The sequence below is a fragment of the Streptomyces luteolus genome, from assembly GCF_029968015.1.
Lineage (GTDB): Bacteria > Actinomycetota > Actinomycetes > Streptomycetales > Streptomycetaceae > Streptomyces > Streptomyces luteolus.
Genome location: NZ_JASCIS010000003.1, coordinates 227,399 through 252,303, shown reverse-complemented (window position 1 = coordinate 252,303; position 24,905 = coordinate 227,399). Strand labels below are relative to the sequence as shown.

General features: G+C 72.8%; 23 protein-coding genes. 9 read left to right on the top strand and 14 right to left on the bottom strand.

Annotated elements, in window-relative coordinates; translation table 11 throughout:
* Window positions 1-16: 16 nt before the first annotated feature.
* The 3 genes from QIT00_RS04375 to QIT00_RS04365 all read left to right on the top strand — a co-directional run bounded on the left by QIT00_RS04375 (window position 17) and on the right by QIT00_RS04365 (window position 2,285).
* Window positions 17-1,180, top strand: coding sequence for an acyl-CoA dehydrogenase family protein (locus QIT00_RS04375; RefSeq protein WP_282533715.1), 1,164 nt, complete (start codon window positions 17-19; stop codon window positions 1,178-1,180).
* A 152-nt stretch (window positions 1,181-1,332) separates the two neighbouring features.
* Window positions 1,333-1,575: a hypothetical protein gene (locus QIT00_RS04370; RefSeq protein ID WP_282533714.1), complete on the top strand. Its 243-nt coding sequence runs from the start codon at window positions 1,333-1,335 to the stop codon at window positions 1,573-1,575.
* Entirely contained in the window at window positions 1,575-2,285 is a 711-nt protein-coding gene (locus QIT00_RS04365; RefSeq protein WP_282533713.1) for a DUF998 domain-containing protein, read from the top strand. Before QIT00_RS04370 ends, QIT00_RS04365 begins: the two co-directional genes overlap by 1 nt.
* A gap of 61 nt (window positions 2,286-2,346) precedes the next feature.
* Here the strand turns inward: QIT00_RS04365 and QIT00_RS04360 are convergent, their stop codons facing one another.
* Entirely contained in the window at window positions 2,347-2,841 is a 495-nt protein-coding gene (locus QIT00_RS04360; protein ID WP_282533757.1) for a potassium channel family protein, read from the bottom strand.
* A gap of 104 nt (window positions 2,842-2,945) precedes the next feature.
* The gene (locus QIT00_RS04355; protein WP_408909719.1) at window positions 2,946-4,457 is read right to left on the bottom strand and encodes a chloride channel protein; all 1,512 of its coding nucleotides are present in this window, start codon (window positions 4,455-4,457) and stop codon (window positions 2,946-2,948) included.
* 346 nt (window positions 4,458-4,803) lie between these two features.
* Between QIT00_RS04355 and QIT00_RS04350 the strand changes: the two genes are divergently transcribed.
* Window positions 4,804-6,246, top strand: coding sequence for an MDR family MFS transporter (locus QIT00_RS04350; protein ID WP_282533712.1), 1,443 nt, complete (start codon window positions 4,804-4,806; stop codon window positions 6,244-6,246).
* Here QIT00_RS04350 and QIT00_RS04345 read toward each other — a convergent pair.
* Window positions 6,240-7,352, bottom strand: a complete 1,113-nt coding sequence (locus QIT00_RS04345) for a DUF6777 domain-containing protein (protein WP_282533711.1) — start codon at window positions 7,350-7,352, stop codon at window positions 6,240-6,242. The two genes, QIT00_RS04350 and QIT00_RS04345, sit on opposite strands and share 7 nt — an antisense overlap.
* Before the next feature lie 387 nt (window positions 7,353-7,739).
* On the opposite strand from QIT00_RS04345, the gene QIT00_RS04340 reads away from it, so the two are divergent.
* Window positions 7,740-9,032 carry a streptophobe family protein gene (locus QIT00_RS04340; protein WP_282533710.1) on the top strand — a complete coding sequence of 431 codons (1,293 nt, stop codon included), beginning with the start codon at window positions 7,740-7,742 and terminating at the stop codon, window positions 9,030-9,032.
* 281 nt (window positions 9,033-9,313) lie between these two features.
* On the opposite strand, the gene QIT00_RS04335 is transcribed toward QIT00_RS04340, so the two are convergent.
* The 4 genes from QIT00_RS04335 to QIT00_RS04320 all read right to left on the bottom strand — a co-directional run bounded on the left by QIT00_RS04335 (window position 9,314) and on the right by QIT00_RS04320 (window position 15,643).
* Window positions 9,314-10,309 carry a serine/threonine-protein kinase gene (locus tag QIT00_RS04335; RefSeq protein ID WP_282533755.1) on the bottom strand — a complete coding sequence of 332 codons (996 nt, stop codon included), beginning with the start codon at window positions 10,307-10,309 and terminating at the stop codon, window positions 9,314-9,316.
* 155 nt (window positions 10,310-10,464) lie between these two features.
* Window positions 10,465-11,064, bottom strand: a complete 600-nt coding sequence (locus QIT00_RS04330; RefSeq protein WP_282533709.1) for a hypothetical protein — start codon at window positions 11,062-11,064, stop codon at window positions 10,465-10,467.
* Window positions 11,065-11,151: 87 nt separating this feature from the next.
* A complete protein-coding gene (locus QIT00_RS04325; RefSeq protein WP_282533708.1) occupies window positions 11,152-13,512 on the bottom strand; it encodes an ABC transporter ATP-binding protein/permease in 2,361 nt (786 codons plus the stop codon).
* Between the two features lie 82 nt (window positions 13,513-13,594).
* On the bottom strand, window positions 13,595-15,643 hold the full coding sequence (locus QIT00_RS04320) for a hypothetical protein (protein WP_282533707.1): 2,049 nt from the start codon (window positions 15,641-15,643) through the stop codon (window positions 13,595-13,597).
* A 373-nt stretch (window positions 15,644-16,016) separates the two neighbouring features.
* Between QIT00_RS04320 and QIT00_RS04315 the strand changes: the two genes are divergently transcribed.
* Complete coding sequence (locus QIT00_RS04315; RefSeq protein WP_282533706.1) at window positions 16,017-16,457, top strand: SPW repeat protein; 441 nt, start codon at window positions 16,017-16,019, stop codon at window positions 16,455-16,457.
* Window positions 16,458-16,575: 118 nt separating this feature from the next.
* Here QIT00_RS04315 and QIT00_RS04310 read toward each other — a convergent pair whose 3' ends face one another.
* The gene (locus tag QIT00_RS04310; RefSeq protein ID WP_282533705.1) at window positions 16,576-17,787 is read right to left on the bottom strand and encodes an MFS transporter; all 1,212 of its coding nucleotides are present in this window, start codon (window positions 17,785-17,787) and stop codon (window positions 16,576-16,578) included.
* A 154-nt stretch (window positions 17,788-17,941) separates the two neighbouring features.
* Between QIT00_RS04310 and QIT00_RS04305 the strand changes: the two genes are divergently transcribed.
* Window positions 17,942-19,216, top strand: coding sequence for a MalY/PatB family protein (locus QIT00_RS04305; RefSeq protein WP_282533704.1), 1,275 nt, complete (start codon window positions 17,942-17,944; stop codon window positions 19,214-19,216).
* 56 nt (window positions 19,217-19,272) lie between these two features.
* Here the strand turns inward: QIT00_RS04305 and QIT00_RS04300 are convergent, their stop codons facing one another.
* From QIT00_RS04300 to QIT00_RS04280, 5 genes are all read right to left on the bottom strand, one after another.
* Window positions 19,273-19,908 (bottom strand): fasciclin domain-containing protein, encoded by a 636-nt coding sequence (locus QIT00_RS04300; RefSeq protein ID WP_282533703.1) that lies wholly within the window; start codon window positions 19,906-19,908, stop codon window positions 19,273-19,275.
* A 108-nt stretch (window positions 19,909-20,016) separates the two neighbouring features.
* Window positions 20,017-21,594 carry a molybdopterin-dependent oxidoreductase gene (locus QIT00_RS04295; protein WP_282533702.1) on the bottom strand — a complete coding sequence of 526 codons (1,578 nt, stop codon included), beginning with the start codon at window positions 21,592-21,594 and terminating at the stop codon, window positions 20,017-20,019.
* A gap of 209 nt (window positions 21,595-21,803) precedes the next feature.
* On the bottom strand, window positions 21,804-22,553 hold the full coding sequence (locus QIT00_RS04290) for an anti-sigma factor (protein ID WP_282533701.1): 750 nt from the start codon (window positions 22,551-22,553) through the stop codon (window positions 21,804-21,806).
* The gene (locus tag QIT00_RS04285; RefSeq protein ID WP_282533700.1) at window positions 22,550-23,140 is read right to left on the bottom strand and encodes a sigma-70 family RNA polymerase sigma factor; all 591 of its coding nucleotides are present in this window, start codon (window positions 23,138-23,140) and stop codon (window positions 22,550-22,552) included. The genes QIT00_RS04290 and QIT00_RS04285 overlap by 4 nt, the downstream gene beginning before the upstream one ends.
* Before the next feature lie 148 nt (window positions 23,141-23,288).
* Window positions 23,289-23,621 carry an adenine deaminase C-terminal domain-containing protein gene (locus QIT00_RS04280; RefSeq protein WP_282533699.1) on the bottom strand — a complete coding sequence of 111 codons (333 nt, stop codon included), beginning with the start codon at window positions 23,619-23,621 and terminating at the stop codon, window positions 23,289-23,291.
* Between the two features lie 23 nt (window positions 23,622-23,644).
* Between QIT00_RS04280 and QIT00_RS04275 the strand changes: the two genes are divergently transcribed.
* Together QIT00_RS04275 and QIT00_RS04270 are read left to right on the top strand one after the other, a co-directional pair.
* Window positions 23,645-23,998: a type 1 periplasmic-binding domain-containing protein gene (locus QIT00_RS04275; protein ID WP_282533759.1), complete on the top strand. Its 354-nt coding sequence runs from the start codon at window positions 23,645-23,647 to the stop codon at window positions 23,996-23,998.
* The gene (locus QIT00_RS04270) at window positions 23,908-24,201 is read left to right on the top strand and encodes a substrate-binding domain-containing protein (protein WP_282533754.1); all 294 of its coding nucleotides are present in this window, start codon (window positions 23,908-23,910) and stop codon (window positions 24,199-24,201) included. The genes QIT00_RS04275 and QIT00_RS04270 overlap by 91 nt, the downstream gene beginning before the upstream one ends.
* Before the next feature lie 27 nt (window positions 24,202-24,228).
* On the opposite strand, the gene QIT00_RS04265 is transcribed toward QIT00_RS04270, so the two are convergent.
* Entirely contained in the window at window positions 24,229-24,891 is a 663-nt protein-coding gene (locus QIT00_RS04265) for an endonuclease (RefSeq protein WP_282533698.1), read from the bottom strand.
* Between the last annotated feature and the right edge of the window lie 14 nt (window positions 24,892-24,905).

Genomic DNA, 24,905 nt, shown 5'->3' with positions numbered 1-24,905 from the left:
GGAGCCCTGAGTCCAGATGACGGACGCGATATCCGCCCGGCGATCGCTCTACGACGGCGACCACGAACTCCTGCGCGAGACGGTGCGGGCGTTCATCGACAAGCACGCCGCACCGCACGCCGAGCGGTGGCGGGCTGAGGGCAAGGTCGACCGGGAACTCTTCCAGGAGGCCGCCAGGGCGGGAATCCTCGGCTTCAACATCCCCGAGGAGTACGGCGGCGCCGGGGTCACCGACTTCCGCTTCAACGCCGTCATCGGCGAGGAGTTCTCCCGCCACCCCGCATCCGACGGGCTCGCGGGCGTGGGCCTCTCCAACGACATCGTCGTGCCCTACTTCACGGACCTGACCGACGACGAGCAGAAGGCCCGCTGGCTGCCGGGCATCGCCGCGGGCGAACTCGTCGTCGCGGTCGCGATGACCGAGCCCGGCACCGGCAGCGACCTGGCCGGCATCACCACCACCGCGGTCCGCGAGGGCGACTCGTACGTGGTCAACGGCAGCAAGGTCTTCATCTCCAACGGCCAGAACGCCGACCTGATCGTCACCGCCGTCCGCACAGGCCCGGACCGCCACGGCGGGCTCAGCCTGATCGTCGTCGAAGCCGACCGGCCGGGCTTCGCGCGCGGCCGCAACCTGGAGAAGATCGGCCTGCACGCCCAGGACACCAGCGAGTTGTTCTTCCAGGACGTGCGCGTACCGGCCGCCAACCGGCTCGGCGAGGAGGGCTCCGGCTTCCAGGCACTGATGCGCAACCTTCCCCAGGAGCGCATCTCGATCGCGGCCAACGCGGTGGCGTCCATCGAGGCCGTACTGGAACGGACCGTGGAGTACGTCAAGGAGCGCAAGGCGTTCGGCCGGACGGTCGGCTCCTTCCAGAACACCCGCTTCCAACTGGCCGACATGGTCACCACGGCACGCGTGGGCCGCACCTACATCGACGACCTGCTGGCCCGGCACTCCCGCGGCGAGTTGAGCGCGGCCGACGCGGCGGCGGCGAAGTTCTGGGCCACGGAACAGTACGTGGACATCGTGGGCCGCTGCCTCCAACTGCACGGCGCCTACGGCTACATGCTCGAATACCGCATCGCCCACGACTACCTCGACTCACGCATCACCACGATCTACGGCGGCACGACGGAGATCATGAAGGAGATCGTGGCGCGGGACCTGGGGTTGTAGAGCGTGCCGCCCCGGTCGGCCAACCCCGCTCCGGACAGCCGCTCACGCCGTATCACCGGTCCGGTGCCGAGGGGGATACGGCGGCCCGCCGTGGGCGGCTGCCTCGCGTTCCTCGTTCTGGCGTCAACTGGACGCTCGTACATCGACAGTTGGTGGGACACGCGTGGCGCGAGTGCCTGCGGAGGCCGGGCAGCTGGCTGCTCGCCCTCGGGATGCGGGCGACCGTGCTCCTGATGCCCCACCTGCTCAAGGCCGAGGTGGTCGAGGCCATCTTCACGGACCGGACGACCGGGCTCTTCGTCGGCGTCTCGTTCGGATCGCTGCTCGCGGTGGGTGGTGGGGCCCGCCACGGGCTTGGCCGACAAGGGGCGGTTTGGGTACTTATGGTGGCCTGATGATGTTTGTACCTTGGTGGGCCGTGCTCTCGTCCGCGTGCGCGCCCTTCCTGCTGGTCGGCGGCTGGTCGATCGCGGCGGAACTGCACGGGCCCGGCTATGACCCGGTCACGGAGACCATCAGCGTCATGGCGGCCTACGGGGCGTCCGGGCGTTGGGTGCTGACCGGAGTGCTGTTCGTCCTCGGCCTCTGCCACCTCGTGACCGCCTGGGGGCTGCGCCCGGCAGCACTCGCCGGGAGGGCGGCGCTGGCCTGCGGCGGTGTGGCGGTGATCGGGATGGGCCTCTCCCCGGTGCCGGAGAGCGGGGGATCGGAGGTGCACGGCTGGGTCGCCGCGGTCGGCTTCGCGCTCATGGCGCTGTGGCCGGTCCTGGCGTCCGACCGCGACGGAGCCGCCCCGTGGGGACTGCGGCCCGCACTGTCCCTCGCCGTGTGTCTGCTGATGGGGTTGGGCGCGGCATGGTTCCTGATCGAACTGCATCGCCAGGGCGGTGCCGCCGGTGTCGCGGAACGCGTCCTGACCACCGCTCAGACGGCCTGGCCCTTCGTCGTGGTCGCGTCCTGCAGGGGTCGTGCGGCCCTGCGGACGGACGAGCTGGACGAGCGGGACGGGAGAGGCGGGAGAGGCGGGACAGGCGGGCCCGACGGGACGGACGAGGCGGGGGAGAGGGACGCGATGGACGATACGTACCGGACGGACTGGCCGTGAATCGCGGCTGGGGGAAGTAAGTCCCCCGGCTGTGAATCGCGGCCGGGGGGGGGAGACCGCCCTACTCCTCGCCACCCCGCCCCGGCGCCTCCCCGCCGCCCGTATCGGGACGTCCGTGACGCTGTACGACCACGCCGCGTACGCGGCGGCCGAGGGCCGTGGCCGCGGCCGTGAGGAAGACGAAGGTGTAGAGGATCTGCAGGATCGTCACGACGCGGGCGGACTGGCCCGTGGCGGTGATGTCGCCGTAGCCGATGGTGGCCAGGGTGACGAGCGTGAAGTACAGGGCGTCCACGCGGGTGCCGAGACCGTTGAACTCGCCGGGCTGCGCGGCCAGTACGTAGTAGCAGCCCGCGAAGACGAGCACGGACAGGCACATCAGCAGCGGGATGACGATGAGGGGGCGGGTGCCGGGCCGGTCGGTCAGGACGTCGTTCGTCTGACGGAGCAGCAGCAGCGCGACGATCGCCAGGGCCACGGTGAGCAACGTCCAGCTGAGGAAGGGGCGTTGAGGGCCGAGGCGGTCCAGGGGGAGCTGGAAGTAGGCGGTCGTCATGACCACCACCGCCGCGACCGCCGCGGCCCCGAGCCACCGTCCGTCCGTACGGACGCGGTGGGCGAGGCGCGCGGAGAGACGGTCGCCGCCCGAGGCCCGGCCGGTCATCCGCGGACCTGCTCGGCCGGGGTTCCGGCCGTCGGCTCCGCGGGGGCCGGGCGGCCGTGCAGCAGTTGCGCGGTGATGACACCGGCGACGGCCGCGATCACGATCAGCGGCATCTGGTTGTGCGCGTCACCGCCGAGCAGCAGCACCGTCAGGACCGAACTGCTCAGCGGCAGGCCCGTCACGACGGCGGTGGCGGTGGCCATGCCGAGCGCGAGGCCGGGCGTCGTACCGAGGCCGGGAAGCCCGGAGCAGGCGATGCCGAGGACCGCACCGATCAGGAGGCCCGGAAAGATCGGTCCGCCGCGCATGCTCCCCAGGCAGACGCTCCAGGTGAGGCCCTTGAAGAGGGCGAGTGCCAGCAGTGCCACGACCGACAACTCGTGCGGCGCCGCCGCGAGGTTGCCGAGCATCGCCTGCCCGGACAGCGCGGCCTCCGCCGGCGACCGTCCGGTGACCAGCGCGTACGCGGTGAGCAGGGCGCCCGCGGCGATCCCGCACAAGACGGTCCGTACGGCCGTGTGCTCGGCGGTCCACCGCTCCGTCCGGCGGCCGAGACCGCGCAGCGACGCCACGGCCGCGGCGATCAGCACGGCGGCGGGCACGCCCCACAGGAAGTCAGCCGCGTCCGGCGTCGCGTCCGGCGGCACCTCGGGCAGCGACAGGGCGCCGATGGACAGGCCCGTCCAGCTCCCGAAACCGGTGAACACGAGCGCCCCGGTGGCGCTGGCGATCAGGCACGGCAGCAGTAGCGCGACGAGCCGGGCCCCGCCGATGCCCGCCCCCTCGACGACCAGAATGGCCGCGACGACCGGCCCGCCGAAGATGCTGGAGATCGCCGCCGTCGAGCCCGCCGTGGCGAGGAGCACGCGGCCCTGGGCGTCGGGTTCGGCCGACCTCGGGAAGGCGCGCAGCCCGAGCAGCGCGAGTCCGCCGCCGATCGCCATGAGCGGTGCCTCGGGTCCGAGCACCACGCCGAGCGGAAGGGTGGCGAGCGCGGCCAGGACCACTCCCGGCAGCGCGTCGGGCCCCAGCACCGGACCGCCCAGGCCGTGCACCGGCACATGACCGCCGCGCCCCCTCATCCGCGTCACGATCGGCGCGAGGATCAGCCCGGCGAGCAGCAGCGTGGGCAACGGCCACCACCAGGGCGCGAGTTCATGGCCAAGCGCCTCGGGCAGGTGCTTCCACACGGCGTGCTGAAGGGCGTGCTGCGAGGTCAGGAAGGCGAAACAGGCGAGAGCGACGGGCACGCCGAGCAGCGCGCACAGCAGCAGGAGCCGCAGGTAGCCCCGGCTGAGCAGCATGGCCCGCAGTCTCACGTCGTCGTCCCGCGCGCCCGCGGCGGACCCCGCCCCCTGGCCGGGCCGCCCGCTCGTACCCCTCGTACCCCTCGTACCGCCCGTGCTCGTACCGCTCGTACCGTCCGAGCGCTCGGCGCCGCTCGCGGCGTTCGCGCCCTGCGGATCGTTCTCCGGTGACGACGAACCTCCGCGCGTGGCGCTGTTCATACCGCTCCCCTCCGGGACGCCCGTCCGAGGGGCCGGGCGTCGGCCGGGGCTCGGCACCTGGGTACCTGGACCTCCGAGCCTCGGCCGGGCCCCGCCGCAACGCCATCCGCACGTGGCCGTTCGGGTGGCTCACGGCGGCGGCGGAAATTCGGAGGAGATCGCGGAGCCGATACGGAAGAATGTGCGGACCGATGACTTTTTCCAGGCCCGCCGGTCTCCACCGGTGTCATTTCCCCTGTCCGCATTCGTGTCCAAGCCCAAGTCCAAGTCCAAGCCCAAGTCCACGTCCAAGTCGGCGGCCTCAGCTGTCAGGCGACTGCGACCAGAAGCCCGGCGAGGTGCCGCCATGTCAACCGTGATCCAGGAACAACCGGCCGTGAAGGCGGGTGGCACACCGACCGTGGTGCGGCTGCTCGTCCTGGCCACGTTCGTGGTGATCCTCAACGAGACCATCATGATCAACGCGATCCCGCGGCTGATGGACTCGCTGCACATCACCGAGCAGTCCGCGCAGTGGGTGTCCACCGCGTTCATGCTCTCCATGGCCGCCGTGATCCCGGTCACCGGCTGGTTCCTGCAGCGGGTCACGACCCGTCAGGCGTACGCGATAGCCATGGGCGTGTTCCTCGCGGGCACCGCCCTGTCGGCCGTCGCGCCCTCCTTCGAGGTGCTGCTCCTCGGCCGGATCGTGCAGGCCGCGGGCACGGCCGTGATGATGCCGCTCCTGATGACCACGATGATGATCGTCGTGCCGGAGCGGGACCGAGGCCGGGTGATGGGCAACGTCACCCTGGCCATGTCCGTGGCGCCCGCGCTCGGGCCCGCCGTCTCCGGCCTGATCCTGCAGGTCGGCTCCTGGCGGCTGCTCTTCGTGGTCGTCCTGCCGATCGCGGCGGTGGTGACGTTCCTCGGCCTCCGCAAGCTGGAGAACATCGACGAGCCGAAGGTCAGCTCCATCGACTGGCTCAGCGTCGGCGTCGCCGCGCTCGGCTTCGGCGGACTCGTGTACGGACTGAGCATGTTCGGCGAGGGCCACGGCAAGGTCGCGGCGGGCATCGCCGTCGTCGCCGCCGGGGCCGCGGCCATCGCGCTCTTCGTGTTCCGCCAGCTCCGCCTCCAGCGCACCGGCACCCCGCTGATGGACCTGCGCACCCTCGGAAACCGCACGTTCACGCTGTCCCTGGTCCTGTTGTCCATCGGCTTCCTCGCGATGCTCGGCGCGATGATCCTGCTGCCGCTCTACCTGCAGAACCTGCGCGGGCTCAGCCCGTTGGAGACCGGCCTGCTCGTCATGCCCGGCGGACTCGTCATGGGCCTGCTCGGCCCGACCATCGGCAGGGCCTTCGACCGCTTCGGCAGCCGGCCGCTCATCGTGCCCGGCTCCCTCGCCATGGTGCTCGCCCTCGGCGCGCTGACCCAGGTCTCGGCGACGATGCCGTACTGGGTCGTCCTCGGCCTGCACGCCCTGCTCATGGTCGGTCTGGCGGCGACGTTCACGCCGTGCTTCACGCTCGGCATGGGCGGACTGCCCTCGCACCTGTACTCCCACGGCAGCTCCATCCTCGGCACGCTGCAGCAGGTCGCCGCGGCGTTCGGCACGGCCCTCGTGGTGACCGTGATGTCCTCCCGTACGAGCCAACTCGTCGCGGACGGCACAGCGCCCGCGGCCGCCCAGGTGAGCGGGATGAAGCTGGCCTTCGCCGTGGTGGCCGCGCTCGCCGCGGTGACCGTCGTGGTCGCGGTGAGGCTGCCGAACCGGGTCACGCACGACGCCTCCGCGGCTCAGTAGCCGGGCGCTGCGGGCGTCGTGTCCGGCGCTGTGTCCTCGGGAGGGCTCTCGGGCTCGGGCTCTTCCGGGGACGGGCTCGGCGACTCGGGCTCCGGGCTGTTCGGGGGCGCGGACGTCTCCGGCGACTCGTCGCTCGGCGGGGAGGGGGCCGACGTGCCGGGTGACGGGGACTGGCCGGTCGGGGGAGTGGTCGGCGTGTCCGTGTCGCCGCTCCCGTCGCCCTTGTCCCGCTTGAACCATTCGCCCGTTTCCGGGTCGACGAGCACGAAGACGTTCACCACCGTGGTCGCCTCCCGTACGACCACCACCTTCGACGGCTGGTACGCGGGCCAGCGCTCGCCCGTCTCCTTCGGCGTCGTCTTGACGGCCACCGGCGGCAGCAGCGGATTGCCGCAGGCGCAACGCACCCGCGGCACTCCACGGTCATCGACCAGGACGGCCGTGCCCGCCTGCAGGATCGCCTGATAGCCGGTGGCCTTGCCGTCCTTGAAGCCGTGGTTGGTGACCCGGGTGTCCGCCCGCAGCTGCACGGGCGTCAACGACCGCAGATAGTCGGGGAGTTCGTTCGCCTCGACGCCCTCCACGTCCGCGAACGCGCTCGCCTTGGCCGTCTCCTTCTGCAGGAACTCGATCTGCTGCTCGACGTCGCAGCTCGCCGTGGAGCGGCTGCCGCCGTACAGCGCCGGAGTGGAACCCGAGATGGTCGCTCTGCCGCCCGTGTCCTCGGTCTCCGTGGGCGTCGCGGTCGGCGAGGCGGACTTGGCCGTACCCCTGGCCGTCGACTCGGTGAAGGGTGCCTCGCCCTGCGAGGCGGCGGGTTCGAGGAAGATCTCTCCCGAGGCGGTCCCACCGCCACCGCCACCGTCCCCGCCGTCCGGACGCGTGAGGAGGACGACCAGCGCCACGGCCGCGACGATCACTCCGGTGACCAGCGCGACCCGGGGCGCACGACGCCACCAGGGCTTGCCCCCACCCTCACCGCCGCCCCGGTCCTCCGCACCACCGCCGTCACCGCCGTCACCTCCACCGGACTCTCCGCCTCCGGACCCACCGGACCCTCCGGAGCCGTCTCCGGACCCGCGGCCCGACCAAGGAGTGGAGCTCACCTGCGTCGGCTCGTGCCCGGGACCGGAGGGCGCACCCGCGGGCGGCTCCGCGGCCGGACCCGGCGAGGGCCCCGAGGACGGCCCGGAGAGGGGACCCGACGGCGGGCCGGTCGGGCTGCTGTCGGGCGGGGGCTGCGATGTCACGGGGTCACCTGGTTCCACGTGGGTCGGGCGCCTTGCGCCACGTAGGCGTGCCGTTCGGCCTGTCCCGCGTACGGGGGTCACCGTCCGGCGATCCGAACGGGGAACGCTGCCCGACAATTCATGCCTCATGCCATTTTGTGCCGGTCCCGGCCTCCGCCCGCAAGCGGGGCGGCGCCCCCGTACGTACGGTGGTGAAGGCGGCTGGTCGAGGGCGTGGGAGGGGGCCCGGAGCGAGGAGGCGGCGTGAGCCGGACACGAGAGGCGCTCGCCGCGGCGGGCGCGGGCATCGTGGCCATGATCGTGGTCGCCGCGCTCGGACTGTGGGCGGCGGGCGCGGCGGATCTGCCCGGCGGCGCCTTCCCCCGGGTCGTCGCGGCCGTGGTCGTCATCGCCGCCGGCGGCTCCGTCGAACTCTCCGGCAACACCGGTGACCTCGCGCAGGCGGACGCCGCGATCGACGTCACGCCGCTGTCGGTGACACTCACCGGAGCCCTGGTCATGGCCGCGGTCTTCCTGCTGCCGCTGCGCCGCCGGGCGGTGGCCACCCCAGGCGAACTGCTCGACCGCGTCGCCCGCACGGCCGGGTGCTGGCTGGTCCTCCTGCTCGTCCTCGCCCTCGTCGCGCGCCAGGACTTCCGGATCCCGGCCGGCGACGGCATCGCCGAGGACATCGGAGGGGGGCTGGGCGACGGCCCCACCGTCGGATTCCGCGCCGACGTGCCCGCGACGCTCGGCGTCGGACTCGTCTGGGTGCTCGCCGTCCTCGCACTCGCGTTCATCGTGTCCCGCAAGGCACCCCTGCCCTCCCGACTGCTGCCCTTCCAGCGTTCGGTACGGCCGCCCGCCTTCGCGATGCTCCTGGTGCTCCTCGCGTACGTGGCGATCGGCCTCGCCGTCGGCGTGATCGTGCTCCTCACGCGCGGCCACCCGGCCGAGACCCTCGCCGTGCTGCTGCTCGGGCTGCCCAACCTGGTCTGGATGGCGCTCGGCACCGGAACCGGCGGCGCCTGGGAGGGACATGTCGACCGGCCCATCGGGCTCCCCATGCCGGGCGTCCTCGACGAGGTGCTGCGCACCCGCGAGGGCCGGCGGACCCTGGACCTGCACACCATGGCGGAGTACGACGGGCGCGCCTGGCTCCTCGTGGCGGTGGCGGCCGTGGTGCTGCTCGCCGCCGCCTTCACCGCGGCGGTACGGTCCCCGGCCCGGCTCCCGGCCTGGCGGCACGCACTGGAACTGGCCGTGGCCCTCGCCCTCACCCTCCTCGTCGTGGGCCTCCTCACCGGAATCTCCGCCCGCTTCGGCCTCTCCATGATGGGCATCGGCGACCTCGGCGGCGGCCTGGGCGGCGAGGTGTCCCTCACGGCCGACCTCCTCCGCCTGGTGCTGGCGGGAGCGGTCTGGGGCCTGGCGACCGGCTTCCTCGCCAGCCTGCTGGCCCGGCGGTTCCGCCACCCCGGAGATGTCCGCGACGCCCGGACGGGGGAGGGGAAGGGGCCCGGGCCTGGACCCGAGCCCGGGTCACGTCGCCGGTAGCGGTTGTACGCGCAGGGGGCCTGTCAGCGGTGGCGGGGCTGGACACAGGAGTCCCGGTTGTACGCAGGAGTCCCGCCAGCGGCAGCGGTTGTACGCCGGAATCCCGTCAGCGGCGGCAGCTGGACGCGGGGGCGGCGCCGAAGGCTGGGGGAGTGCGCCCGGATCTCCCTCGTACTGGACGTACTTGGGTGATGCGGGCGTGCGGCGAGTGGGGGTCCCCCGGCCGGAGGCTGGGGGAGCGTGCCAGGCATCGCGGGCCCGCGAAGATCCGCCGGACAGGCCTAGTCGCGACGTCCGGGAAACATCGGTCTGGCCCAGCTCGGCGGCGGTGGCGGGGCAGCCGGGCCGGGGAGGCCGGGGTGGCTGGGCGGGGCCGCGGGGGTGACCACCACCTGGGTCGGCGCGTACCCGTGCGGGCCCGCCTCTGGTTCCGTCGGCGGCGGCGTCCGCCCGGCCGCGCGGAGCGCCGTGACGAAGGCGAGGCAGGTGTCGTAGCGGTCGGCGGGGGCCTTGGCCAGGGCTCGGGTGAGGACCGCGTCGACGCCGTGCGGGAGGTCCGGCCGCAGGTCGGTGAGGGGCGGGGCCGGGTCGTACTGGTGGGCCCAGAGCAGCGCCATGTCCTCGTCGCGCTGGAACGGCGGCCCACCCGTCAGCATCTCGAAGACCACGCAGCCCAGGCTGTACACATCGCAGCGGCCGTCCACCGGGCGCCCGGAGATCTGCTCGGGCGCCACATAGTCCAGGGTGCCCACGAACTGCCCGACACTGGTGAACCCCGTGAGCGACAGGGACTTCTTCGTCAGTCCGAAGTCGGTCAGATACACATGCTCGGGGTGGTCGCTGTCGGTGCCCTCGGTGACGAGGATGTTGCCCGGCTTGACGTCCCGGTGCACCAGATCGTGCGCATGGGCGGCGTCCAGGGCGGAGGCCACCTGGAGGGCGATCCGGCACGCGGTGTCCAGCGGCAGCGTTCCCTCGTGGTCGAGCAGCGCCCGCAGGTCCTGGCCCCTGACGAGCCGCATCGCGATGAACAGGACCTCCTCCGCCTCACCCGCCTCGAAGACCGGCACGATGTGCGGATGGTCGATCGACGCCGCCACGCGTGACTCGTGCGCGAAGCGCTTCCTGAACGTGTCGTTCCGGGCCAGCTCGGGCGCGAGGACCTTCACCGCGACGGTACGTCCGAGCCGCAGGTCGAGGGCCCGGTAGACCACGGCCATGCCGCCGCGGCCGATCTCGTCCTCGAGCCGGTACCCGGCGATGGTGCGCCCGCGCATTCCGGTGCCGGCGGCGGCGTCCGAGGTGTCGGCGGCGTCGGCGGTGTCGGCGCCGTCGGAGGTGCCGGAGGAGTCGGCGGCGTCGGCGGCGGTCGGACCTGCCGGTTCGGGGGCGGGCGGCCGCTGCGGCGGCGGGGCTTCGTCGGGGTCCACGTTCAGGACTCCCCGCCCGGCCGCACGTCAGGCTCCCCGCGCTCCCGGTCCGGCTCCTTGCCGCGCTCTCCGCGAGGCTCCCCGGCCGGACCCTCGTCGTCCGCGCCGCTGCTCCCCGCGGGCGGGTGTTCCACCGCGTACGTCTCCACGGACGTCCCGTCGCAGTAGCACCACCGCTCGTGCCGCGCGTCGTACAGCCAGACCGCGTTGCCGTCCACGACCGCCCCCACCCGCACGCCCCGGGTCTGCTCCGCGAAGGACTCGCCGTCGAGCCGCCCCGCGCACAACTCCTCGGTCAACTGCCTGAAGCGGCCCAGGTCCTTCTCGACCGCGCTCAGGAGCGGCCGGGGGTCCGCGGTCCTCGCGGGCGGCTGCCCCGCGACCGGCGGACCCTGCGGAACGGGCAGAAGCAGCCGCCCGTCCACCCAGGCCGACCAGCCGTTGGAGCACAGGGCACGCGCCCAGTCGCCGCGCCGCTCGACGACCTGGACGGGCAGCAGCGGGTCGAGCGGCACTGTCGGCCGGGCGGCGTCCGGCGCCGACCAGGTCGGCATCCCGTCCGGCGGGACGACATGGCTGGGGAGGAAGTCGGGGACGGTCACAGGCGGCTCCTCGGCGCTCCGGACGGGACGGCCGGTCCGTACGCGACGGCCGTTCGGTCACAGCTCGGCCGGTCCGTACGGGACGGCCTACTTGCGCATGATCTCGGGCTCACGCCTCCGCAGCAGCTTGGCGACGAGAACGGCGAGGACGAGCGAGAGCACGACCATCATCCCCATGTCGAGCAGCCAGACCGACGCCACGTGCCGGAACAGCGGATCGGCGGTGACATCCGTCGGCACGATCCGGTGCAGATCGACGGTCCCCGCCATGGCGCCGAGCGCCCACCGCGACGGCACCAGCCACGCCAACTGCTCAAGCCCCGGCACACCCTGAAGTTTCAGCAGCGCACCGCAGAACACGACCTGCACGATCGCGAGGAGGACGAGCAACGGCATCGTGGCCTCCTCCTTCCGCACCAGCGCGGACACGAACAGGCCGAGCATCATCGCGGTGAACGCCAACAGCGCGACGGCCAGGGTGATTTCCACCAGCGGAGGCATCAACACCCCTCTGCCGTCCGGTGCGTTGAGGTCCACACCGACCAGCGCCACCATTGTCAGGACCACGGCCTGCACCACCGTGATCGCGCCGAGCACCAGCACCTTGGACATCACATACGCCGAGCGGGACAGGCCGACGGCTCTCTCCCGCTGATAGATCACCCGCTCCTTGACCAGCTCGCGTACGGCGTTGGCGGCGCCCGTGAGGACCGCGCCGACATTCAGGATCAACAGCGCGTTGAGCGCCGAGTCCTGCGTGAGCCCGCCGCCGGCCAGGGCCCGCGCCATCGCCCCCATCACGAACGGCAGCGCGATCATGATCACCAGGAAGGTCCGGTCGGCGCTCAGGTTCGCCGCGTACCGCCGGACCAGCGTGCCCAGCTGCGCGCCCCAGCTCTGCGCCTTGGGCGCTGCCACCGGCCCGTGTGGCGACTCGGGTGCGCGGCGGGGCTGTCGGGACTCCGCCGCGACGAAGCGCCCGTGCTGCGTCGAACCGCGGAACTGCCCCGCCCAGTCGCGGTCCCGCTCGTTCTCGAAGCTCTCGAAGGCTTCCGGCCACTCGGCGAAGCCGAAGTACGCCAGGGCTTCCTCGGGCGGCCCGTAGTACGCGATCGTCCCGCCGGGGGCGAGCACGAGCAGCCGGTCGCAGACATCCAGGCTGAGCACGCTGTGCGTGACGACGATGACCGTACGGCCGTCGTCGGCGAGCCCGCGCAGCATGTGCATCACCGAGCGGTCCATGCCCGGGTCGAGCCCGGAGGTCGGCTCGTCGAGGAAGAGCAGCGACGGCTTCGTGAGCAGTTCGAGGGCCACGCTCACGCGTTTGCGCTGGCCGCCGGAGAGGGAGTGGATCGACTGGTCCACCCGCTGTTCCAGGCCCAGTTCGCGGATGACCTCGTCGACCCGGGCCTCCCGTTCGGCCTTCGCGGTGTCCTCGGGGAAGCGCAGCTGGGCGGCGTAGCGCAGTGCCCGGCGCACGGTCAGCTGCGCGTGCAGGATGTCGTCCTGCGGTACGAGCCCGATGCGGTGCCGCAGTTCGGCGTAGTCCCGGTACAGGTCACGGCCGTCGTACAGGACCGTGCCCGCGTCGGCGGGCCTGAGGCCGGTCAACGCGTTGAGCAGCGTGGACTTGCCCGCGCCGCTCGGCCCGACCACCGCGAGCAGCGTCTTCTCACCCACGGGGAACGACACGTCGCCGAGCAGCGTCCTCCGCCCGTTGTCGACCCGCACCGCCAGGTCCTGCACGTCGAGCGACACCTCACCGGTGTCGACGAATTCCTGCAGCTCGTCGCCCACCAGCACGAACGCGGAGTGCCCGACGCCGATGACGTCCCCGGGGATCACCGGGGCGCGGCTCACCGGCTGGCCGTTGAGGTACGTGCCGTTGTGGCTGCCGACGTCGACGATCTCGTAGCCCTCCGGCCCCGTCCGCAGCTCCGCGTGCCGGCGCGAGACGAGCAGGTCCGGGACGATCAGGTCGTTGTCGGGCGCCCGGCCGATCCGGGTGGTGCGTGCCGGGGGCAGCGGACGCACGGCGCTCGGCTGCCGGAAGGTGTGGGTGTCGCCGGGCTGCGAGACGACGGTGAGGGCGGAGGGCCGGGCCCGGGGCGCCGCTGCCGCCGGTCGGGGTGCGTCGGCGAGCACCGCGCACGGTCCGTCGGCCGGACTGCCGAACCTGATCACGGTCCCCGGCCCCACGTCCGACTGCCGCACCCGGCGCCCGTCCGTGTACGTGCCGTTGGTGCTGTGCTCGTCCTCCACCACCCAGTGCCCCGCCGAGGTCCGCAGCACCGCGTGGTGCCAGGAGACCCTGGCGTCGTCCAGGACCAGCTCGCTCGTGGGGTCCCGCCCCACGTGATACGTCCGGAGCGGACTCAGCACCTGGGTGTGACCCTCGGACTCGACGACGAGCTCAGGCGCCGTAGGAGCATCCGGCCGCTCTCCCATATCTGGATTTTACGGCCGTGTCCCTGGGGGCGCCTGTCCCGGCGGGCCTGCCCGGTGCCGGACTGCGGCTCGTCCTCGGGTGTCAGCGGCCCGCCCCAACCCCCTCGCGCACCGCACCGATCAGCCCCGCCACCTCGACGTGGCCGTTCGCGCCCGCCTCTCCCAGGGGGCCCGGCAGGGCGGAGTACGCGGTGCGGCGGCCGTTGCCCGGCAGGGTCAGGCGCAGTCGGTCCACCGCCGCGCCACGCTGGGCCGACGCCACCTTCCCCAGCGTCGACCCGCACGCGCCGCACACCGGGTGCAGCCGGGCGCGCGCCCCGGGCGTGGGGGAGAGGCGGGCCGTCATCGACGCCGGGCCGTGCAGCGGGTTGAGGGTGCACAGCGTTGTGCCGGGTACGGAGCCGGCGTCGGACCGGGCCGCGTCGAGTGCCGCGCGGCCCGCACGTATCAGCGCGAGCCCGGTGGCCAGGTCGACGGCGCCCGCGCGGCTGCCGAGCAGCAGAGCCGCCGCGTCCAGGCAGTCCTGGGCCCGGGCCTGTGCCTCGTGGCCGTCGCGTGCCCCGGATCCGGCCAAGTCCTCGCGCAGAGAACCGAGTTCGCGCTCCGCCGTGCTGCGCAGCCAGCTCGTACCGGGGCGCGCGTCGTCGGTCGAGACGTGCGGGGCGGGCATGGCGCGGGACCGGTCGCGGGCGGCGGGCCGCGAGGGCTCCGGCCGCCCTTCCCCGCGCCGCGCCCGACGCACGAGCCACACCACCCCGGCCACCGCCGCGGGCACCCCGGCGCCACCGGCGATCCCGGCGAGGAAGAGGCCGGACAGGCCGATCGGCCCGGTGGGGTCGGTGAGCAGCGGGGGCAGCGCGTCCTCCGCCACCGGGTCCGTGGGCGGCTCGTCGAACGCGTACGGCTCGCCGGGCGGGCCCGCGGGCGTCTGCTCGATGTGCCGGGCCAGCTTGAGCAGACGGGTGTGGAGCTGCGGGTCCGCGTCCACGTCCTCCGGTCCGAGCGTCACCGAACTGTCGAGCTCGGACAGCTCGAACTCGTCCAGTCTCGCGCCGTAGTTGACGACGGAGAGGTAGATGTCGTCGAAAGTACCCACGGACGCGGTGACGTAGACGCCGTCCTTGCCGAGCGCACGGTGCAGCCGCTCGGCGAACCGGTCGGCGTCGCCCTCCGACTCGTCGGCGTGGTCCATCGGCAGGACCACCACGTACACGGGAACGTCCAGGGAGTCCAACCTGCGCTCCACCGACCGCAGTTGGGCGGGAGTGAGGGGCGGGGGCAGCTCAGCGTCCTGGTACACGGAGTGTTGGCGCAGCCCGGCGGCGAACCGCTCGGCGCGCAGCTCCATGTCCCGTCCGGTGGGGTCGGGGTCGCCGGTGGAGCTGGTCTCGGGCATGAGCCCCTGCGCGCCCAGCGGCACGCCCACGGCGAGCACGGCGGCGAGGGCGGCCGGGACGATCAGGCGGCGGCGGGAGCCGCGGCGCCGGGCGAGCGGAACGCCGATGAGCAGGACGACGACCGGGACAAGTCCGGTCAGCACGCCCGTGGTCGTGGACTGCCCGGCGCGCCCTTCGGGCGAGGTGTAGAGGGAGCTCGGGGATCCGCCGCTGCCGCTTCCGTCGCCGTCGTTGAGGAGTCCGTCGACGAAAGCCGTGAAGAAGTCGAGCGCCGTGGCGTCCGACGGCAGCCAGGAGTCGGCGGAGTCGAGGGACTCCTGGACGGGCAGGTCGCGCACGCCGTACGACTCCACGGAGACGTCGAGCCAACTCCCTCCGCCGTCGGCGTTCAGAAGGACGTAGAGCCCTTTGCGGCCGAGCTTCTCCCGGACCGCGGGGAGGAGTTCGTCCCCGTCCTCGGCCGCCGAGAACGGCAGCACCAGCACGTACGTCGGCACGCCGGTCCGCTGTGCCTGCTCCTGGAAGGCGGGCCAAGCGGAGCGGGGCATCACGCGCGGAGCCTGGTCCGTGATGTAGACCGGCGAGGCACGCAGATGCTTGGCGAAGTACGCCGCGCGGGCCTCGAGACCGGCCCGATCCGCCGCGGCTCGCGGGGACTTGGACGCGGTGCCCGCCGCGGCCGCGCCCCCGGCCGGTACGAGCACCAAGGCCAGAGCCAGGGCCGTCACCAGCACGAACAGGCCCCCCGCCCCCCGGGTCCTGCCCGCCCCAACTCCTCGGCTCCGCACGGTCGTCGTCCCCCTCGTCCCCTGGTCCGTGTGTCATGGGAACTCTAGTGCGGGGCACTGACAACACGGCCGACGGGTGCGGAGCGGGCCCCTCCGCTCAGCACCGTCGACGCCGACTCGCTACGCCCCGGCCTCGGGCCGGGGCGTAGCAGGAGAGGATCGTCGTCTCTCGTCGGAATCACCGGGTGACCGGAACGCATCAGCTGATACCCGGCGACCTCTACACATAAAGGAAATATAAGAGCAGAATGTCCATAGGCGGCGCACACCGCACACCGCGTCAGACGCGGTCCGGCCTGTGAGTCAAAGGAGACGAGCCATGGCCAATGTGCAGCCCACCAGAGGTGACATAGCAGCCCACCCCGATGTCCCCGAAATGCGGGATCGGTACGACCGCATGCTCGGTGGTCGCGACGTGGCGCTCGTGGACGGGCCGGTGTTCCTGCTCGGCCTGTACTGCGCCGTGTCCCCCTGGATACTCCACTACACGATCAGTCAGCCCTCGCTGGTCACCCACAACCTGATCGTCGGCATCGCCATCGCCCTGCTGGCCCTCGGGTTCACCCGGGCACCGGACCGCATGTACGGCCTGAGCTGGGCCTTCTGCGCGATGGGCGCCTGGATGATCATCGCGCCGTGGATCGTCGGCGAGAGCCCGGACGCGGGTGTCGTCCTGAACAACATCATCATCGGTGCGGTGGCCGTGGTCCTCGGTCTGCTGTGCGCCGGTACGGCATCGAGGAGCGTCCCCAAGCGGTAGCGCAGGACGGCCCCGAGCCGTGACAGAACCACCGGAAAGGAAACCTGGCCACCACCGGAAAGGCCGGGCCACCACCGGAAAGGAAGCCGGGCCGGTCCGTACGAACGGACCGGCCCTTTCATGCCCGCTGCTCGCCCACCGCGCCCCCGAACCGGAGCGGCTCGGCACCCTTCAGCGCCCGCATGGCGACGGCCCCGGCCAACGGCCCCGGGGCCAGGAGCAGCAGCGCGTAACGCCAGCCGAAGGCATCGGCCAGGAGCGGGGTGAGCTGGATGCTGACGACGGTGAGGGCGAACCCGATGGCCGTCTGGGCGGTGAGGGCGGTGCCGACGTAGCGCGGGTCGACGGCCTCGCTGAGGGACGTGGAGAACACCCCGGAGTCGGCGATCACAGCGGCACCCCACACCGCGCAGAACGCGAAGAGGAGCTCGGGCGAGGCGTCCACGATCAGCGGCGACAGGAGGCAGCAGAGCCCGCTGACGAGCAGGGCGGCCATGGCGGCGGACGGTCGGCCGAACCGGTCCGCGCCCCAGCCGCCGAGCAGACACCCGACGACTCCGCCGATCCCCATGGTCAGGAACACCGCCGTCCCCACCGACCCAGGGAGCCGCCCCGCCCCGGCCGTCGCGGAGAGGTAGGCCGGGATCCAGGTCCACAGCGCGTACAGCTCCCACATGTGCCCGAAATAGCCGAGGTTGGCCAGCCGGGGGCGGCGCTCGGTGAACATGGTCAGGGCGTAGCGGGGGTTTCCGGCGGGCGCGGCCGGGGCGGCGTGCGGGCCGACGCGGAGGAAGGCGGAGGCCACGACGGACGCGAGCGCCCCGGCGGCCGCAGCGGCCAGCAGGACGCCTCGCCAGGGCAGGCTTCCGAGGCCCGCGATGAGGTGGGGGAGCGTCGAGCCGAGGGTGAGGGCGCCGATCAGGACGCCCATGTTCCGGCCGCGTTCGGCCCGTCCGGACCAGGAGGCCATCAGCTTCATGCCCACCGGATAGACCGCGGCCAGACACATGCCGGTCAGGAAGCGCAGCGGGAACGCGGTCGCCGCCTGGTCGACCGTCACCGCGAGCAGCACGGTGCACGCGGATGCGAGCGCCGAGCCGATCGCGAGGAGCCGCTGCGGGGGGAGCCGGTCGGCGAGGGTGAGCGCGGCGGACGTGAGCGCGCCGGTCACGAACCCGAGCTGGACGGAGGCGGTCAGCCACACGGCACCCGTGGAGCCGAGCCCCCACTCGGTCCGCAGACTCGGCACCACGGCCGACATGGAGAACCAGACGGCGAGCCCGAGGACTTGTACGGCGGCGATCACGGCGCGTTGCGCGACGGCGTTCACGGTCCCCCTCGGTCGTCGTGTGCGGTGTCGTCGCGGCCGTTGCAGACGCGCTCCGGGCCCATCATCCGACATCGGCGGCGCAGGTCCTCCGCCGGGGCGCCGGGTGTACGTGCCGACCGCCCGCCCCTTGCGCGGCCGCCCCACCGGCAGTCCAATGCTGAAGATGACAAGCAACGGTGGGCACGATGCGACAGGCGCCGAGGCCGAGCCGGCCAGGGCCGGTGCAAACCCCCTGGAAGCGCTCTCCCTCGACGAACTGCGCCGGCGCCGCAGCATGAAGTGGCGGGCCCATCCGCAGGACGTCCTGCCGCTGTGGGTCGCGGAGATGGACGTCCCCCTCGCCCGGCCGGTCGCCGACGCGCTGTACGAGGCCATCGCCGCCGGGGACACCGGATACCCCGCCGGAACCGAGTTCGCCGAGTCCCTCGCCGGTTTCGCCGCGCGCCGCTGGAAGTGGGACGGCGTGGCGGTCGACCGCACGGCGATGATCCCCGACGTCATGATGGGCGCGGTCCAGGTGCTGCGCCTGATCACGGACCCCGGCGACCCCGTCGTCGTCAACTCCCCGGTGTACGCGCCGTTCTACGCCTTCATCACGCACGACGACCGCCGCATCGTCGAGGCACCGCTGGGCCCCGACCTCCGCATCGACCCGGCCGTCCTGGAGGAGACGTTCCGACGCCTCAGGGAAGGAAACGCCCGAGGCAGGATCGCGTACCTCCTCAGCAACCCCCACAACCCGACCGGCACGGTGCATACGTACGAGGAGCTCGCGGCCGTCGCCGAGATCGCTCGGCGGTACGGGGTCCGGGTCGTCGCCGACGAGATCCACGCACCGCTCGTCCTGCCGGGCGCCGCGTTCACGCCCTACCTGAGCCTGCCCGGCGCCGAGGACGCCTTCTCGCTCATGTCGGCGACCAAGGGCTGGAACCTCGCGGGCATCAAGGCGGCGCTCGCCCTCGCCGGGCCCGAGGCCGCCGCCGATCTGCGCCGGATGCCCGAGGAGGTCCACCACGGCGCCAGCTACCTCGGCGTCATCGCCCACACCGCGGCCTACCGCCACGGAGACGAGTGGCTCGACGCCCTCCTCGCGGGCCTCGACGCGAACCGGTCCCACCTCGGCCGACTGATCGCCGACCATCTGCCGGGCGTCGGTTACGCCAGGCCGGAGGGCACGTACCTGGCCTGGCTCGACTGCCGCGCTCTCGGCCTCGCACCGGAAGAGGAGGCCGCCGACCTCGCGATCGTCACGGACCTGGCGGGACCCGCCAAGTTCTTCCTGGAGCACGCCAGGGTGGCGCTCTCCTCCGGCCACATCTTCGGCACGGGCGGAGCGGGCCACGTACGCCTGAACTTCGCGACGTCACAGCACGTCCTCACCGAGGCGATCACCCGCATGGGCACCGCGGCCGCCCGCCACGGGCGCTAGACCTCGGCCCCCTCCCGCTGCGAGGGAGGGGGCCGAGGCCCGTCAGTCTGCTCGGATCACATCTTGGGCATGAGGACCGAGTCGACGATGTAGACGGTCGCGTTGGCGGTCGGCACGTTGCCGCAGACGACGTTCGCGGAGTCGTTGACCTTGTACGACTCACCCGAACCGGACGTCGTCAGCTTGCTCTTCGCCAGTGTGTCGAAGGATCCCTTCTCCAGCTGCTGAGGCGTGAGCTTCTTGCCCACCACGTGGTAGGTCAGGATCTTGGTGAGCTGCTCCTTGTCGTTGAGGACCTTGTCCAGGTCGGCCTTCGGGATCTTGGCGAACGCGTCGTTGGTCGGCGCGAACACCGTGATGTCCTTCGCGTTGTTGAGTGTGTCGACGAGTCCGGCCTTCTTCACGGCACTGACCAGCGTGGACAGCGCCGGGTTGTTCGAGGCGGCCGTGGCGACGGGGTCCTTGGCCATGCCGGAGAAGCTCCCCGCGCCTTCCTTCGGGACCGTGGCACAGGCCGGGCCGAACGGCTCGTCGGCCGGGGCGGCGCTCGACGTCTGCTGCTCGGGCTTCGTGGTGCCCGCGGCCCGGTCGCTGGTGTCGCCGCCGTCGGAACAGGCGGACAGGGCCAGTGGCAGGGCCATCGCGGCGGCGGCCGCGAGGGCGACGCGGCGCATGCGGAGTGTGCTGCTCATGATCTCTCCTCGGTCGGAACTTGGGCTTCGTAGGTGTTCGGAACTTGGGCTTCGCAGGTGTGCGGAACTTGGGCTTCGCAGGTGTGCGGAACGGGTGGTACCGGCGCGTCAGTTCACGTCGACCACCACCGAGTGCCGTCCGGTCGCGCCGTCGGGGACGGTGCCGGTGCGCCGGTCGGTCTGCGTGTAGCCGGTGCGGTCGGTGGCGCGGACCTGCAGGGTGTGGCCCCCGCGCGTGGCGGGCCAGCGCCAGCTCCACTGGCGCCAGGTGTCGAGCGGCCCTTCGGCCGCCAGGTCCGCCTCCTCCCAGGGGCCGTCGTCGACCCGCACCTCGACCCGCTCGATCCCCTTGTGCTGGGCCCACGCGATCCCCGCGACGACTACCTGACCGGGCTTCAGACGGGCGAAGGGCCGAGGCGTGTCGATCCGGGACTGCGTCTTGATCGGCGCCTCACGCGCCCAGTCCCGCTTCACCCAGTACGTGTCGTAGGCGTCGAAGGTGGTCAGCTCGATGTCCTGGATCCACTTGCAGGCGGAGACGTATCCGAACAGGCCGGGCACGAGCATGCGGACCGGGAAGCCGTGCTTGAACGGCAGGGGTTCGCCGTTCATCCCGACGGCGAGCATCGCGTCCCGGCCGTCCATGATGGTCTCCACCGGGGTGCCGAGCGTCATGCCGTCGACCGAGCGCGCCACGAGCTGGTCCGCCTGCCCACCGCGGGACGGCGGCTTCACCCCGGCCTCCGCCAGCAGCTCGTCCAGACGTACGCCGAGCCAGCGGGCGGAGCTGACGTAAGGGCCGCCGACCTCGTTGGAGACGCAGGTCAGCGTGATGTCCCGTTCGATCAGGTCCCGGCCGACGAGGTCGCGGAAGTCGAGGTCGAGCGGATTGGTCACGCCCTTGCCGTGGATGCGCAGCCGCCAGCTGTCGGCGTCCACGCGCGGCACCACCAGGGCGGTGTCGACGCGGTAGAAGCGCCCCTTGGGCGTAGTGAACGGAGTCAGGCCGGGCAGCTTGAGGTCCACACCGCGGGGGAGTGCCGGTGCCGGTGAGGCCGGGCGGGGGAGGCGCAGAGCCGCCCTGGACGCCTCGGCGCTCGCGGCCGAGGAGGCGTTGAGGCGGCGCCCCAAGTAGCCGAGGCCCGTGGCGGCCGCCGTGACCCCGGCCGTCGCGAGCAGAAAGCCCCGGCGGCCCGGGCCGCCGGCACCGGCACCGCCGTCGTGCGCGGACGCCGGGGAGCCGAGAGGCCCGGAGAGGATGTACAGGACTCCGGCGCCCACGACGGCCCCGCACAGGGACGGCACGGCGTCGAGCACGGACACCGAGTCCGGCCGACCCGTCGCCGCCACGGCCCCGACGACACCGAGGACCAGCACCCCGAGCGAGGCGCCACGGCGGTACCGCAACGCCAGTACGCCGAGGAACGCGGCGAACAGCGCGAGCACCGCGAGGATGCCGAGCTGCAGCACCAGCTTGTCGGCGGTGCCGAACTGGCGGATCGCCCAGTCCTTCACGGCGGTCGGGGTGCGGTCGACGACCGCACCGCCCACCGAGGTGAGCGGACTCGCCTCCGGCCGGACGGCCACCGACACGAGCTCCGCCACCGCGAGGGCCGCGTAGCCGCTCACCAGACCGGTGAGTACGCCTCGTGCGGCGCTGATTGCCCTGCCTCGTCGTGTGCTCACACCCCTGATTCGAGGCGGCCGACCCCATGGATTGGTCTGTCACCCGATCGAGTCGGTTCCCGTGAACTCGTACGGCCCACCGGAGGGCCACCGGACGGCCCGCGGACCGCGAGCTGAGGAGCACCCGTTCAGCGACAGACCCGGTGGCGCACCACCGGGTCTGTCGCGGCTCGTCACGCAGCACGGGTCGTCGTACCGCCGCAGCTGCCCTAGGCGGGCAGGGGCATCAGACCCAGGGGCGAGGTGGTGGGCCGGGGCGAGCCGCCTGCGGGCTCGACGGTGATGCCCATGCCGGAGGCCTTCCCGACAGGGCCGTCCATCAGTGTCGCGCTCCGGTCGTCCGTGCCGGTCCGCACGAGTCCCGCGGAGCGCATCTCTCCGCCGTCGTCGAACCAGAGTTGGTACACCTTGCCCTCCGGGAGGTCCGGCAGCCCGGCGGCGAGGAAGGCCGCGCGGTCCTGCGCGCGGGAGACCACCACCGTGCCGGTGGCGCCGTCGCCGAGCTTCGCGGTGGCGCTCTCCGCGTCCGGCGCCGCGAGCACCGCGGTCAGGTCCGCGGCCTGCTGCCGCGCCTCCCGCGCCTGCTCCCTGGCGTCCTCCGCCGACTGGTGCTGCCACACCGCGACCCCGCCGAGCGCCGCTGCGGCGGCCAGACAGGCGGCGAGAGCGAGCCGCGGCAGCGAACGCGTCCACGACCGCCGCGACCTGCCGCGCCCGGGTACCTGCGGGGGCGCCTGCCGGACGGTGGTGATCCGGCGCAGTACCTGGTCCTTTAGGGCGGCCGGGGGAGTCGCGGCCACGGCGAGACCGAGCCGCGCGGCGGTCGCGGACAGCTCCCGCACTTCCTGCTGACAGGCCTCGCAGACGGCCAAGTGCCCCTCGAACGCGGCACGTTCGGCGGGCTCCAGCGCGTGCAGCACGTACGCGCCGGTCGCGGTGTGCAGATCGGCGGCGGTCATACGCTCACCCCCAGGCAGTCACGCAGCCGGATCAGGCCGTCCCGCAGGCGGGTCTTGACCGTACCGAGCGGAAGGGTCAGAAGTTCGGCGGCCTCGCGAGAGGTCAGGCCCCGGTAGTAGGCGAGGGTCACGGCCTCCCGCTGCAGCTTGGTGAGCGCGCCCAGGCAGCGTCGGACACGCTGCTGTTCGAGGCGCGTCTCGACCTGCTCGGTCACCTCGTCGTACTCCGGGACCCGGTCGAGCAGCGCGGCCTTCTGCTCTCGTTCGACGCGGGCCTGCACGGAGCGGATCCGGTCCACCGCCCGCCGGTGCGCGAGGGTCAGCACCCAGTTCATGGCGCTGCCCCGGTCCGGACGGAAGCGGGCCGCCGTCCGCCAGACCTCGACGAGGACCTCCTGCATGACTTCCTCCGACTGCGCCGGATCACGCAGCAGGCTGCGGACCAGTCCGAGGACCGGACCGCTCACCCGGTCGTAGAGGCCGGCGAAGGACTCCTGGTCCCCGCGCGCCACCTCTGTGAGCAGCGCGTCCAACTCGGGCCCCGCGCGCCCGCGCGAGGCCGACGGGACTTCTTCCGGCTGACTCATACGACGCCCTCGTCCACCACGTGTCCGGCCTCCCTCGAATGGTGGCCGCCCCGGTGCGGGACGGCCCACGTATCACCGTTGCACGGGTCATTCGGAACACGGCGGACCAGGGATTGGTCCGATCACCACGCACGCGTGGCCCGACCCGTCAGTGGCAGCAGTCCAGCACCTGCGGCGCCCAGTCGCGCGCGAGGACGTCCACCAGGCCCAGGTCGGTGATCTTCACCGTCGGGGAGACGGCCAGGGTGAGGGTCGAGACGCTTATGAACGGATTGCGGTGCCGCCGGCCCCACGCGCCCAGTTCGTCGCGCACGTGCCGCGAGGTCTCCGCGACCTGCCGCGCCGGAGCGGTCGGCATCGCGCCGCCGACCGCGAGCGGCAGCAGCGCACCGCCGCCGCGCCGTGACCGCGCCGCCGCGGGCCACGGCCACCCGGCCTCGTCGGCCAGCGGCCCCGCACTCCTCGGGCGCGCACCTGTCACAGGTTGCCCGCAAGCTGCCGCTGGTGACGCTCAACCGCCGGGTACGAGGCGTCAGTTCGGTCGTCATCGACACTCCCTCCGGGGTGGCCGCGCCGGTCAGCCACCTAGCCGGACTCGGCCACCGCCGCATCGCCTGTCTCGGCGGGCCGGACGGCTCCTGGCTGGACCCGCGCCGCCTGCGCGGGCTGCAGGAGGCCGTGCCGGAGTGCGAGGTGGTCGCGCTCGGCGCCTACCCGCCGGAATTCGAGGCCGGTGTCCATACGGTCGACGCGGTCCTCGACACCGACTGCACCGCCTCATCGCGTACAGCAGCACCCCGCTCATCGGCCTGCTGCACCGGCTCACCCTGCTCGGCAGGACCGCCCCGCGCGATGTGAGCCTCGCCTGCGCCGACGACCTGTCCGCGTCCGGTCTCGCGATGCCCGACGTCACGGCCCTGCACGTCCCGGCCGCCGAAGCGGGCCGCCGCGCCGTGCAGCGGCTCCTGGAGTGCGTCGCCTCGGGGCCCGCGGGTGCCACGCATCAGCGGCTGCCGGTGGAGCTCCTCGCGCGGGCGTCGACGGGCAGGCCCGCGGCCTGACCGGGGGAGGGGTTCGCGGCAGCAGCGTCAGGCGGCGGCGCGGTCCCGGCACTCCTCGACGATCTCCTGGTCGAGAGCGGCACGCACCAGGGCCGAGGCCAGCTCGGCATGCGTCGCGCCTTCCCGCTTCGCCAGCCGCCGGAGATCGGCTACTCCCTTCGGCAGCCCGAGCCGCTCGGCACCCTGCAGCGCCTTCGCGTCCACGATCGGCCCGAACTCCGGCCATACGTCCTGGACTTCACGGAGGAAGATGTCCGCGCCCACCGGGCCGACGCCCGGCAACTCCCGCAGGAATCCCCGCAAGGAGTCCGCGTCACCGTCCGCCTCTTCCCGCATTTTCCGCAGGTCCCCGCCCCAGCGGTCGAGCAGAAGACGGCCGCCGTCGCCCAGTTGGGTCGCCGTGCGTTCGTCGTAGCGACGGTAACCACCGCGCCCGAGGGCGTCGACGCGCTGCTGCCAGGTGGATTCCGTCATCCGTTTCGCGTCGCGCAGGCCCGCGTCGTACAACGCCTTCGATGTCGCGACCGCGACCGAGGCGCGGATACGGGCGCTCAGGAGGTGCGCGAGAACGAGGGTGCGGTAGAGCGGCTGGGGTGTGTCCCGCAGGCGAATGCCGGCCTCGGCCGCATATGTCTGCCCGTGTTCGCGCAGCAGTTCCCGCATCACTTTCCGGCTCTTGTCGTCGCTCATGATGACCGCCACTC

Excerpts from the sequence above, each read along its gene's own strand:
- QIT00_RS04375 (WP_282533715.1), top strand. The coding sequence starts at position 17 with ATGACGGACGCGATATCCGCCCGGCGATCGCTCTACGACGGCGACCAC.
- QIT00_RS04365 (WP_282533713.1), top strand. The coding sequence starts at position 1,575 with ATGATGTTTGTACCTTGGTGGGCCGTGCTCTCGTCCGCGTGCGCGCCC.
- QIT00_RS04360 (WP_282533757.1), bottom strand. The coding sequence starts at position 2,841 with ATGACGACCGCCTACTTCCAGCTCCCCCTGGACCGCCTCGGCCCTCAA.
- QIT00_RS04355 (WP_408909719.1), bottom strand. The coding sequence starts at position 4,457 with ATGAACAGCGCCACGCGCGGAGGTTCGTCGTCACCGGAGAACGATCCG.
- QIT00_RS04350 (WP_282533712.1), top strand. The coding sequence starts at position 4,804 with ATGTCAACCGTGATCCAGGAACAACCGGCCGTGAAGGCGGGTGGCACA.
- QIT00_RS04335 (WP_282533755.1), bottom strand. The coding sequence starts at position 10,309 with ATGCGCGGGCGCACCATCGCCGGGTACCGGCTCGAGGACGAGATCGGC.
- QIT00_RS04325 (WP_282533708.1), bottom strand. The coding sequence starts at position 13,512 with ATGGGAGAGCGGCCGGATGCTCCTACGGCGCCTGAGCTCGTCGTCGAG.
- QIT00_RS04315 (WP_282533706.1), top strand. The coding sequence starts at position 16,017 with ATGGCCAATGTGCAGCCCACCAGAGGTGACATAGCAGCCCACCCCGAT.
- QIT00_RS04305 (WP_282533704.1), top strand. The coding sequence starts at position 17,942 with ATGCTGAAGATGACAAGCAACGGTGGGCACGATGCGACAGGCGCCGAG.
- QIT00_RS04300 (WP_282533703.1), bottom strand. The coding sequence starts at position 19,908 with ATGAGCAGCACACTCCGCATGCGCCGCGTCGCCCTCGCGGCCGCCGCC.
- QIT00_RS04290 (WP_282533701.1), bottom strand. The coding sequence starts at position 22,553 with ATGACCGCCGCCGATCTGCACACCGCGACCGGCGCGTACGTGCTGCAC.
- QIT00_RS04285 (WP_282533700.1), bottom strand. The coding sequence starts at position 23,140 with ATGAGTCAGCCGGAAGAAGTCCCGTCGGCCTCGCGCGGGCGCGCGGGG.
- QIT00_RS04265 (WP_282533698.1), bottom strand. The coding sequence starts at position 24,891 with ATGAGCGACGACAAGAGCCGGAAAGTGATGCGGGAACTGCTGCGCGAA.